We start from the raw sequence: 10717 nt of genomic DNA on the forward strand, positions 1-10717 counted from the left end.
CCCAAATATCCGGAAGAAAAGCGGGCGGAATCAAACAATTGGTTTTGCCGTTATCAGTTGTAAAGGAAAAACAGGTTCTGCCCGATGGTGCGACTTTTCCCGAACCTGTGTAAATTTACGATATGAAACTACTTATGGTGGACGATTCGTTCGTCAACCGGAAACTGAATAAAAGTCTGCTCAGCGACCTTCCCATCACCGAACTGGTGGAAACAGACAATGGCCGCACGGCCATTGACATGATCAGACGCCGGGGCTATCAGAACGGATTCGATCTGATTCTGACCGATATTTCCATGCCTCAGCTGGATGGCATCAGCATGATCAGGGAATTGCTGGCCGATCCGCTCTTTCCGTTCACACCCATCATTGTGATCACCGACCATCTGGAAGATTCGTTTCTGGAAGAAGCGTTTAATGCCGGTGCGGCCGATTACCTCATGCGCCCGGTACGGAAATTCGAACTCATCGCCCGCATTCAATCGGCCTACCGTCTGAAACGGGAAACCGCCGAGAATGAACAGCACATCAGCGATCTGCAAACAGCCATCGAAAACCTCGAGACACTGAATAAACTCATGCCGATCTGTGGACGGTGCAAACGGATCCGTGATGACCAGGGTTACTGGAATCAGGTGGAAAAATACATCGGGGAGCGATCATTTGCCGAGTTCACCCACGGACTTTGTCCCGAGTGTATTCAATCCCTTTACGGAGCCTTCCTTGAAAAATCCTGAACACCTTCCGCCAGCCAGACCCATTAATCTGATCTTCACCGGTGCGCTTCTTTGTCTGTTGTCGGTTGCTCTCGGTGCCTTTGGCGCCCACCTGCTTAAGGGCGTGATTGAAGAAGCCCGGCTGGGCACCTGGGAAACAGCTGTCCGTTACCAGTTTTTTCATTCCATCGGCATTCTGATTGCCGGTATCTGGTATCACATCAGTCACCGGGGAAAAGCCGTCATTGCCGGTTATTGGTTTCTGCTGGGTCTGGTTTTATTCAGCGGGAGTTTATACGCACTGGTACTGACCGATATCCGTTGGCTGGGGGCTGTCACGCCCATTGGCGGCGTGTCCTTCATGATCGGATGGGGATATCTGGCCTGGAGCGGTAAACGATGAAGCTGACGGCTCTCTGGTTCTTCTGCGGACTGTTGCTTTCCTGCGGAACCACCCGCCCCGGGACCACGCCCACCGAGGCCATTGTGGAATCGGGATCGATCTTTGCACGACTGACTCATTACCCCGATCCGGAAGGGACTTCCTGGCTGGTAACCGACCTGAGCAGCACCACCGACTCGGTTCTGGTGTGGTATCTGCCGGTTTTCTCCGATTCATCCTGGATTCGTCTGGATCCGGTGGCAGAACCTTTCTCCAAACCAAGACGTGGTCAGCCGCATGCTGCCCTGACCTGGAAACCTGCCAACCTGCAGGTCACTGCTTTCGGATCAGCAGGCAAGAAACCTCTTCAATCCATCGCCTCTGGTCAGTATAAAACCGGGGCTCAGCGGCTGCAATGGAATCTGACGGCAGGTTCGGCCTTTTCGGAGGCGGTCATCGGCTTTTCGATCCTGCCACGTCAGATGACCCCGCCCGATGAATCGTATCTGATGAATGTGATCACCCGGCCCGGAAACCGTCATGGTCATCTCACCATCCGGCTCTTACCCGGTGGGGCATTGTCGGTAACCGTTCAGGCCGCCATTGCCGAACGGGGACCAGACCGTCAGTAACCTGCCTCTGACATCAGCCCACGCACAACCGGCACATCGGCCGGTGCCCAGTCCAGCGACATCAGATCGGCCACCGTCATCCAGCGGAAGGCATCATGATCGTTCAGCTTCATGGTGCCCGTCACTATTCTGACGATAAAGGGGGTCATTCGGATGAGTACATTGCCGTAATCCCAGTTCACATCGGGCAGCCGCTTCAGTATCTCCACTTCCAGTTCCAGTTCCTCCCTGATTTCCCTGATGAGACAGGCTTCTTCGGTTTCACCCGGCTCGACCTTTCCGCCGGGAAATTCCCACAACCCTGGCAACATCGGGTCATGACGGCTGCGCTGAACGGCCAGAATGCGGTCCTCCTGCCGGATCACCGCACAGGTAACCGGTATGGTTTTTTTCAGTAATTCCATAAAATGGAACCGGGGTTGATCCCCACCTGTATGGGACCGTACAGACGCTCTCCGTTGCGGAATCCTTCCAGCCAGCCGGGTGAAGTATAATTGTTGATCGATGTCAGCCAGGTGACATTTTTAACCGTATCGACCGACATCTCGTAGACGATGGAACCCGTTGTCGGTTTATCGGCAAACACCTGTAAAACGGTGAAGGATTCCTGCCCGGGAATCCAGCGGATTAAACGGGTAGCCGTCTGTAATTGAATGTAATCGCCAGATTCGCGGTCCATTGAATAAAGAGTCTCACCAAACCGGTAGGTGCCGGTCACTTCACCACTGACTTTATTCAGCGTCACCACCCGGCTATCCGGACTTTCTCCCCAGGGGTTATCGAGAATCAGAACCACCATTTGCGTGCTGGTTTCTACAATTCTGGCCGGATTCAGGCCCACTTCTATGGCCTGAAACGAATTGGATTTCAGGTTAATCCGATTGACTGTAGTACCAGCGCCCCACCCGGTTGCAGACACCCACAGATAGCCATTGGCAATGATCAGGTGCTCCGGTTTCAAGTCGGTAAACTGCTCTTCCACTATCGTCAGATTGGATGGCCGGATTCTGATCACTGAATGACGTTCAAACGAACTGACCCACCAGGTCCCGTCCCCTGCCGAAATAATCTCCCGGGGTTCGACCTTCAGGTTGCCGAAAAAAAAGCTTTTCAGGAACCGGCCGTTGTCTGTCAGGAAGAAATCTATCCGGTTTGAACCAGATACCACCACTGCACCGGTGTCGTTTCTGGCCGACAGGAAATTACCTGTATCGCCCCAGTTTAATTGGTCCCAGATACCACGGGTATTGGTTCCAACCACTTCACCGGTTTGTGGGTAGACCCATTGAAGCGATGAATTATTCTTTTGCCACTCCCCCTCATTCAGAATATATACACCACCCGGAACGGTGTTTGGCTGAGCGTAGTCATCCGGCGAATCGGTGCTGTTGCATCCAACGAGAAGAGCGCCAAAAAAAATCAGAGAAAATCGCATGTTGCCTCCAGAATAATGGACCGGCCCGGCATGGGGTACGATCGGACCCACTCATACCGGTAACCAGTGATGTTTTGTACTTTGAATGTCAGATGAATTGGGGTGGTCAGAATACCGGACTGGTAGGCGATAGTGGCATTCCACAACGCCACTGCATAGAGCCGTTCATCCGGAAGGTTCAGGCTTCCCCAGTAACGCTCTCCGGTAAACGACAGGTCGGTTCCCAACTGCCAGGAACCCATGGCCGAGGTAAAGCCGGTTGCTCCCTGCAGAAACGGTGTGTAAACCACCTGTTTTCCGTTCAGAACCCGGTTTTTCTGATCGGTCAGGGTTACCCGTTGCCAGATAAATTGACCCCACCACTCGACCCAATCCGTTTGTGCAGTGACGGTCTGTTCGATACCGGTTCCGATAACCGACCCTGCATTGATAGCCGACCACCGGACCGGCGTTTGCGGAATCCCGATGATTTTATGATCAATCCGGTACCAGAATCCGCGGGTGGTTGCAGACAGCCAACGGCCGGTAAAACGCAGTTCAGGTTCAAACCCGGTGTATTGTTCAGGAAACAGGGTTTCGCCCGTTTTTCTGAATTGTATCTCGGTGAAAGAAGGAAAACGGGCATTGCGGATAAGCGAAAGCGTGGCATACCAGTTTTCATGGCGGATCACACCGGCAACGGCCCCTGTCATCAGCGGTGAATAATCCGAACTGGTTTCGAGACGGCCCTGAATGCGAATCCATTCGCCATCCCATCCGGAGAAAAGTGCCAGACTCTGCCGGTCCTGCCTGAAGACGGTCGGTTTGCCCAACCACACATCGGCATTTCCTTTCTGATTCCGCAGATACAGACCCACAGCCGGCCAATTTGAACCCTCAGGAATCCAGTCGAGACGAAGCGCCTGTTCACGGTCGGACCAATCCACCGGTCCGGAAGGCGCATCGGGATCATCGTACTTTGTCTGTGTGGAACGCACCAATCCTGACATCCGGTAGCGATTACCGTTCAGCAAACCGGAAAAGGACGGAATCCAGCGGACATCCGATTGGTCCATCACAGCGCCATCGTTGTTTGGATTTCCGGTGGCCACTGCACCAGGGACCTGCTGGTGCTGGGTGGTTACCATGAACACCGACTGAAGGGTCAGATCGCCCGATTCGTATCCGCCGGTGACCAGTCCGCTGATCTGACGGCCGGCATTCCATTCCCGCTGACTGGTGACCGTTTCGCCCGGACGGATAAAGTCGAAATTTCCATCGGACGATGACCGGCTGATCACACCCGACCCGAACCAGGATCCCGACTGTCCCGATAAGCTGGCGGTGGTGGTGAGGGTATTCCAGGAACCATAGGACGTTTCCAGCCGGATGGATGGCTTCCGTTCAGAGCGGCTGCCAAGGTACAGGGTCGAGCCTAAACCGCCTGCGGCCACATCGGAGGAATACCCGCCCGACCGGAACGTCAGACGGGATAGCTGGGAGGGTTGCACCAGACCGAGATTGGTCGTGCCGGTCAGTCCGTCATTCAGAACCATGCCATCGAGAACCACCACATTTTGTGAAGACGTGGTTCCCCGGCTGGTAAGCGTCTGCACACCGGCGCTTCCGCCAAATTCTTTCATCATTCCACCCGGCAAAAGGGAAACCAGATCGGACCAACGCGGGCGCGATTTCATGACAGAATCGGGGACCATGGTAACCAGTCCGGCCGAGTAACTGACCGACAGTCGCGCATCGCGGTCGGCCACCACCGGAATTTCTTCCATTTCATACACAGGCAGGTTTTTAAGGGTGGTATCAGGATCCTGGCCGATCAGCCAACTGGTCATTATCAGGACGGAATGGAGAAAAACGGTCACCGGGCACCTGCTGCAATGCACGATTTACACCAGAAGCCGATGGTAACCCGGTACACCGTGGACCGCTTTCCGCATTGGTCACAAGTCCCTGCCTTCAGCGGGGGAACGCTGACGGGTCCGAACAGATCACCGCACCGGTATTCACATCGGCATGCCGGGTATATACATCCGTCGGGTTGACCAGGATAGGCCTTTTTCTCAGCGGTAGCTGACAACGGCACTCCCTGTCGGATAGATTCCCAACGCCCAGACACCCACCATCTCACCATTTCTGAGACGTTTGAACTGATTCGTCCCGGCATCGGCGATCGTAAAAATATTCATTCCGATTGCAATGGGATGGCCACCGTGCACACTGTAACACCCCGATGACCCAAAACGTGAATTCACCACTTCGAGCAAACGAGTTCCCCCCTCCCATAAGACGATGCGGCCGCCATCATCCACAGACAGATACGGCATGAGGGTTTTGGAACTGAAAACCAGAGAATCTGCCTTTTCACGGGTGGAAGGATTAAACAAATACAGCACAGCCGGCTGCATATCGGTCTGGTTTTCAGAACCACTGGCCAATACCACCAACTGCTGCCCGGTCCGGGCGAGTCTCGTTGGATTGACCTGAGTGTAGAGCGTATCGGTCACCGAAAAGGATTTCATGTTGATGACCAAAACCTCCTGGCCGGTTCCAAAACCAGACACCGCCAGGAAGAGTTCATCCCCGATCTGAAGCGACTGCATCGGACCTGATCCAACCGGCAGACTGGCCATCTGCTGAAACGTGGTCATGCTGATTTTATACAACAAGCCGGAATAAAAACCCGACACATAGAGAAATCCGTCAGAGCCCACGGTCATTTCACCGGCTCCCGATTGTTTCCCCAGAGAAATCCGCAGTAATTCCTTCATGGTTCGGATGTCGATCACATGGACATACCCCAACCGCTGGTTACTTGCAAACAAGGTGTTTTCACTCAGCGCCAGTGCCTGAAGACCTGTGGGAAGGCCCTCGTTGTTATTTGCCTTTGCAAAGGCATCCGGCACCGTGGAATCGCCGCTGAAGGAATAAACAGAAATATCGGAAGCTTTAAACCGGGTGGAATCGGTCGGATGGGTTTGCCCCCGGTTGGCGATGAAAATCCGGTCTGGTTCGGATGACGCATCATCCGATTCCACTTCACAGGAAAGCAGAACGGGTATAAATAACCAGATGAACCGGTGATAACGGCGGTGCCATTGCATAGAAAACCTCATGATTAGTGGAAGCAGGAAGGAAAGAAATCGGGAGTGAAGACCAGCAGTCTGCCGGCTGCAGTTCCCGGATCCGTCCCTCGAAGATCCACGGTACCGCATCAGGCAGGTCTCCCGGCTCTTGGTGTGGAGTTGTATTTCCAGTTCCCGGGCCTTCCCATCCCGATTTATCGGGACAGTGGCTTTTCTTCCGGGTGGCACCAATCACGGTTGCGGGGCAGCTGCCGGTTAAAAGTTTCCTTCTCACGGCATTCCCTTTTCATTATCCGGCCATGGCCGGATAAACCTGAAGCGTTGCAAAATTGGGACCGGGCCGATGAAATATCAACCCTGGTGTCTTAATTGATGATTAGAACCGGTCGACAGGCTGACCGGTTATTTCACCCGCCGGGCGCCTTTGTAGGTATCGGCGTAGTACGGATCGGTGAGTTTGTCGATGGTGACCCCGGCCGACAGACTGGCATGAGCAAAGTCGCCATTTCCCAGAAAGACGCCCACATGACTCACCGTTCGTGTCTGTTTCAACTGAAAGAAAACCAAATCGCCCGGCTGAAGGTCAGATGGACTGACCGGCGTCCCTACCTGAAACTGATCGAGACTGGTTCGTGGAATAGTGGTCTGATACACATCCTTATACAATGTGGAAGTGAATCCCGAGCAATCAATTCCCGACCGGGACAGTCCGCCATACCGGTAAGGGGTTCCCTTCCAGTCGGCCACAAAGGCCATCAGTTTATCGACCGATACGGGTTGGTTGGATGGAGAAAAACGGGAAGGAGCGGCAGGTGTTGCCGGTGCCGGTGCCGGTGTCACCGGAGTTGCCTCTTTTGCAGAGCCAGCCGGAGCACTTCCTGTCCGGTCCGGGGCTTTGTACCGCGCGACTCCCTGCAATCCCTGACAGGACTGCAGTACCATCATCAGCAACAAACCGGCACCCCACACAGGAATCCATCCTGATGACATGCCGTTTTGCGACTTTGCTGTTTTTCTTTTCGGTGGTCTGATCGACATCCGGTCAATCCATGACGGTTTTCATGCAGAAAACCGATCCGCCCGATTTCATGAATTCACCAGTTTCCACTTCGATCACTTCGTAGTTTTCTTTCTTCAGGATACCGATCACCATGGATTGAGATTTCTGAATAATGGCCACGCGACGACGGGCCTCTTCATCAAATACCGCATCAAAGTTAAGGGAAAAGGTTGTTTTTACATCCTCGCGCGGAATTTCATAGACCGTTTTGTACATGGTCCGGATGGCCTTCAGTCCACTCTCGCTGAACGCTTCGGGACAGATGAGCACGGTGTCATCATCGAGCGGATTGAAACAGGTATCGAGGTGGTAAAACCACGGACTGACGAGTTCGAGTGGAATGATGGGTGTTTTTAATTTCACGGCCAGTTCATCGTACATGTGCCGGTCGGACCGGTGGCCGTAGCCTCCCCAGATCAGCCGTTTGTATGGATGCGGAATGGCATCGCCCCCACCTTCGAACAGACCACTGCCTTCCAGTTCGATGATGGTGAATCCCTGGCGTTCAAAAAAGATACGGTGATGCTCCACCTCGCGCTGACGGCTCGGAAAGCGCATGTGCGAGAGAACCACGCACCGGTTTCCATCCACCGTCCAGGAAAAGATCGGATTGCAGCAGAAAACCATATCCTCGAGTCCTTCCACACCGGGAACGACAAACAATCCGCGGATGAGGTTGCGGTGATAAAGCTGTTCATAAACCGCCCGCAGATCTTTCCACTGCTTTTTCGCACGGTGACGATCGATGATGCTTCCCTCCATGTATGGATTTTTCACATCAATCACATCGAAATGATCGGGGGTGGTAAGCAGGACATTCTGTTGCGGAGGACGATCCTCCAGATCACCAATGGAAAAGGTCGGATGGTCGTAAGCCTGGTAAGCAATCATGGTCAGCTCCTGATCTGTATCATGGGTTGGTTGGTTATTGCCGGAATCAGTTCGCCGATCGGGTCGGCAGGCACCCCGATTCCGTGGTCATTGAAAAGCCGGCGGAGTTGGTCGGTTCCGTCGGGGGAAAGGGCGATCAGCAATCCGCCGCTGGTCTGCGGATCGCACAACAGGGCCTTCTGATCGGGGGTGAGGGAAGACACCTGATGGCCGTAGCTGTTGAAGTTCCGGTTGGTACCACCCGGAACCGATTTCTGCTCCAGATAAGGCGTCAGATCGGTCAGACGGGGAATCCGGTCGGGATAAAGGGTGGCATGAACCCCGGAACCACCAGCCATTTCGGCCAGATGCCCCAGCAGGCCGAAACCGGTCACGTCGGTCAGTGCATGAACGGCCTCCAGTTTTCCGAGGTCGGCGCCGATCCGGTTCAGTTTCATCATGGATTCTGCCGCCACCCGTTTATCGGATTCGAGCAGAATCTGGCGTTTTTCGGCGGTGGTTAGAATGCCAACCCCGAGTCCTTTGGTCAGGAAAAGCAGGTCACCGGCCTGGGCGGTATTATTCCGTTTCAGGTTTCCGACGGGAACCAGACCGTTCACGGCCAGACCGAAAATGGGTTCGGGAGAATCGATACTATGACCACCGGCGAGGGGGATTCCGGCATCGAGACAGGCCAGCCGTCCGCCTTCCACCACCTGACCGGCGATTTCAGGCGGCAGTTTATCAACGGGCCAGCCGAGGATGGCAATGGCCAGTGTGGGCATCCCGCCCATGGCATAGACATCCGAAATGGCATTGGTGGCGGCTATCCGGCCAAATTCAATCGGATCATCAACAATGGGCATGAAAAAGTCGGTGGTGCTGATCAGGGCCATTCCGTTTCCCAGATCGAGAACGGCGGCATCGTCACGGGAATGATTTCCCACCAGCAGGGAAGCCTGGTCGGGAAATACGGTATTCGTTTTCAGAATCTGGTCGAGAACGGAGGGTGCAATTTTGCATCCGCATCCGGCACCGTGACTGAATTGGGTCAGTCTGATGGGCGAAGGGGTCGTCATGAAAGCGTGAGGTCCTTCAGTTTTAAAGCAATTTTACGAAAATCCCGGTCAGTTACAACCACCCGGTGAATGGTTTCAGGCGACCGGCGGGCAAGACCGTAATCGTATCCGGGATCGTAATACCGCCGCAACAGCAGGATCGCCAGATCGTGGTACCGGTCTTTTTCCAGCAGATCCAGAGCCAGTTTGGTATCGGCTCCGCCCAGCTTTTCCCTGATTTTCAGGATGGATCGTTTCAGGTTTTCCCGATCGGTCCGTCCATAGGAGTCGACCAGATTGTCTGCACGCAACTCCTCGGGAACATCCAGATAGACGACCGGCGCCTGGCGCATCACCTTCCAGATATGTTCATTGATCTGGATGGAGCCGGTAAAATGACTTTCATCTTCGAGCCAGAGACGGGATTCCTGCGGGTGGCTCAGCCAGCTGAGTCCAAGCAGGTTATCGAACTGTTCCTGCGTCGGTTGCGGGGGTTCATCAATATCACCAAAGGCCGATCCCTTGTGGTGGGCCAGTTCTTCCAGATCGATGACCGGTTCTCCCAGACCCTGCAATTCATGAAGCACCTGCGTTTTCCCGCTGCCGGTCCTGCCACCGATGATCCGGACGGGACGTGGTTGCATCATTTCCGCAAGTAGCGTCCGGCGGATGGATTTATAGCCACCTTCGACCCGCCAGGCAGTGAAACCATAAAAACCCAGGAGCCAGGCAACGGCATCGCTTCGCATGCCGCCCCGCCAGCAGTACACCCCCACCACCCGTGAGTTGGTTACCGCCAACACCTGATCGACAAGCATCCGCATTTTCGGACCGACGAAATCGAGCCCCTTCAGAATGGCCGGTTTTTTCCCTTCCTGAGCATAGATCAGCCCGATCTCATGTCGTTCCTGATCGGAGAAAAGCGGCAGGTTGATCGCGCCGGGAATGTGACCATTGGCGAACTCGGCAGGCGTTCTGACATCGAACACCGGCATGGACTGCCGTTTGACAAGAAAATCGGGGACGGAACATAACAATTGCATGACGGGAAAATCCGCAATTCCCGATGCAAATGCCAGAAGGGGAGGGGATCAGATTTTCGGAGATTGAGATTGGTGAACCGGGTCGGACGAGAGGGGGGATGGAAACCGGGCCCCTCGATTACCTCATCCGGATGGCTTCGATTTCATCGGGGTAAACTTTAGGTTCAATGACCAGGTTACTCATGATTCGACCCACTTCGGGGTCGTGGGAAAAATCAAAAATTTCATCCGATCGGCCTATCTGGGTGATGGTCATACTGGGATTTTCTACAATACTGTCACCCCTTCGGGGTTTACACAAACGGCGTTATCTGAAAGCTGCGATCCTTGCCACCCGCGAAGGCAAAGTCCATTTTCCAGGATTTTTGTCTTTGCCGACATCGGCCAGCCGACGACGTGAGAAACGGAAGGCCGTCAGAAACGATTGCTGTCTGAGTCCCG

11 protein-coding genes and 1 riboswitch are annotated in these 10717 nt (G+C 54.2%); of the genes, 2 read left to right on the forward strand and 9 right to left on the reverse strand.

Features of this window, described 5'->3' with window-relative positions:
* The first annotated feature begins 612 nt into the window (after positions 1–612).
* Positions 613–1119, forward strand: coding sequence for a DUF423 domain-containing protein (locus tag HUU10_14875; GenBank protein ID NUQ82886.1), 507 nt, complete (start codon positions 613–615; stop codon positions 1117–1119).
* A complete protein-coding gene (locus HUU10_14880) occupies positions 1116–1730 on the forward strand; it encodes a hypothetical protein (protein ID NUQ82887.1) in 615 nt (204 codons plus the stop codon). The genes HUU10_14875 and HUU10_14880 overlap by 4 nt, the downstream gene beginning before the upstream one ends.
* Here HUU10_14880 and HUU10_14885 read toward each other — a convergent pair.
* The 9 genes from HUU10_14885 to HUU10_14925 all read right to left on the reverse strand — a co-directional run bounded on the left by HUU10_14885 (position 1724) and on the right by HUU10_14925 (position 10532).
* A complete protein-coding gene (locus tag HUU10_14885) occupies positions 1724–2134 on the reverse strand; it encodes an NUDIX domain-containing protein (GenBank protein ID NUQ82888.1) in 411 nt (136 codons plus the stop codon). The genes HUU10_14880 and HUU10_14885 overlap by 7 nt on opposite strands.
* A complete protein-coding gene (locus HUU10_14890; GenBank protein NUQ82889.1) occupies positions 2122–3165 on the reverse strand; it encodes a hypothetical protein in 1044 nt (347 codons plus the stop codon). Before HUU10_14890 ends, HUU10_14885 begins: the two co-directional genes overlap by 13 nt.
* Entirely contained in the window at positions 3150–4994 is a 1845-nt protein-coding gene (locus HUU10_14895) for a TonB-dependent receptor (protein NUQ82890.1), read from the reverse strand. The genes HUU10_14890 and HUU10_14895 overlap by 16 nt, the downstream gene beginning before the upstream one ends.
* Positions 4995–5222: 228 nt before the next feature.
* Complete coding sequence (locus HUU10_14900; GenBank protein NUQ82891.1) at positions 5223–6263, reverse strand: hypothetical protein; 1041 nt, start codon at positions 6261–6263, stop codon at positions 5223–5225.
* Between the two features lie 95 nt (positions 6264–6358).
* Positions 6359–6577: riboswitch (cobalamin riboswitch) on the reverse strand.
* A 70-nt stretch (positions 6578–6647) separates the two neighbouring features.
* Complete coding sequence (locus HUU10_14905; protein NUQ82892.1) at positions 6648–7283, reverse strand: C40 family peptidase; 636 nt, start codon at positions 7281–7283, stop codon at positions 6648–6650.
* 4 nt (positions 7284–7287) lie between these two features.
* Positions 7288–8196, reverse strand: coding sequence for an amidinotransferase (locus HUU10_14910; protein ID NUQ82893.1), 909 nt, complete (start codon positions 8194–8196; stop codon positions 7288–7290).
* A gap of 2 nt (positions 8197–8198) precedes the next feature.
* Complete coding sequence (gene selD / locus HUU10_14915; GenBank protein NUQ82894.1) at positions 8199–9254, reverse strand: selenide, water dikinase SelD; 1056 nt, start codon at positions 9252–9254, stop codon at positions 8199–8201.
* Positions 9251–10276 carry a tRNA 2-selenouridine(34) synthase MnmH gene (gene mnmH / locus HUU10_14920; GenBank protein NUQ82895.1) on the reverse strand — a complete coding sequence of 342 codons (1026 nt, stop codon included), beginning with the start codon at positions 10274–10276 and terminating at the stop codon, positions 9251–9253. Before mnmH ends, selD begins: the two co-directional genes overlap by 4 nt.
* A gap of 118 nt (positions 10277–10394) precedes the next feature.
* Positions 10395–10532, reverse strand: coding sequence for a hypothetical protein (locus tag HUU10_14925; GenBank protein ID NUQ82896.1), 138 nt, complete (start codon positions 10530–10532; stop codon positions 10395–10397).
* Positions 10533–10717 lie beyond the last annotated feature (185 nt).

Source organism: Bacteroidota bacterium, assembly GCA_013360915.1.
Classification (GTDB): Bacteria; Bacteroidota; JABWAT01; order JABWAT01; family JABWAT01; genus JABWAT01.

What these genes read in the sequence shown, in the direction of transcription:
- HUU10_14875 (NUQ82886.1), top strand. Translation starts at nt 613, where the DNA reads ATGACCAGGGTTACTGGAATCAGGTGGAAAAATACATCGGGGAGCGAT.
- HUU10_14880 (NUQ82887.1), top strand. Translation starts at nt 1,116, where the DNA reads ATGAAGCTGACGGCTCTCTGGTTCTTCTGCGGACTGTTGCTTTCCTGC.
- HUU10_14885 (NUQ82888.1), bottom strand. Translation starts at nt 2,134, where the DNA reads ATGGAATTACTGAAAAAAACCATACCGGTTACCTGTGCGGTGATCCGG.
- HUU10_14890 (NUQ82889.1), bottom strand. Translation starts at nt 3,165, where the DNA reads ATGCGATTTTCTCTGATTTTTTTTGGCGCTCTTCTCGTTGGATGCAAC.
- HUU10_14895 (NUQ82890.1), bottom strand. Translation starts at nt 4,994, where the DNA reads ATGACCAGTTGGCTGATCGGCCAGGATCCTGATACCACCCTTAAAAAC.
- HUU10_14900 (NUQ82891.1), bottom strand. Translation starts at nt 6,263, where the DNA reads ATGCAATGGCACCGCCGTTATCACCGGTTCATCTGGTTATTTATACCC.
- HUU10_14905 (NUQ82892.1), bottom strand. Translation starts at nt 7,283, where the DNA reads ATGTCGATCAGACCACCGAAAAGAAAAACAGCAAAGTCGCAAAACGGC.
- HUU10_14910 (NUQ82893.1), bottom strand. Translation starts at nt 8,196, where the DNA reads ATGATTGCTTACCAGGCTTACGACCATCCGACCTTTTCCATTGGTGAT.
- selD (NUQ82894.1), bottom strand. Translation starts at nt 9,254, where the DNA reads ATGACGACCCCTTCGCCCATCAGACTGACCCAATTCAGTCACGGTGCC.
- mnmH (NUQ82895.1), bottom strand. Translation starts at nt 10,276, where the DNA reads ATGCAATTGTTATGTTCCGTCCCCGATTTTCTTGTCAAACGGCAGTCC.
- HUU10_14925 (NUQ82896.1), bottom strand. Translation starts at nt 10,532, where the DNA reads ATGACCATCACCCAGATAGGCCGATCGGATGAAATTTTTGATTTTTCC.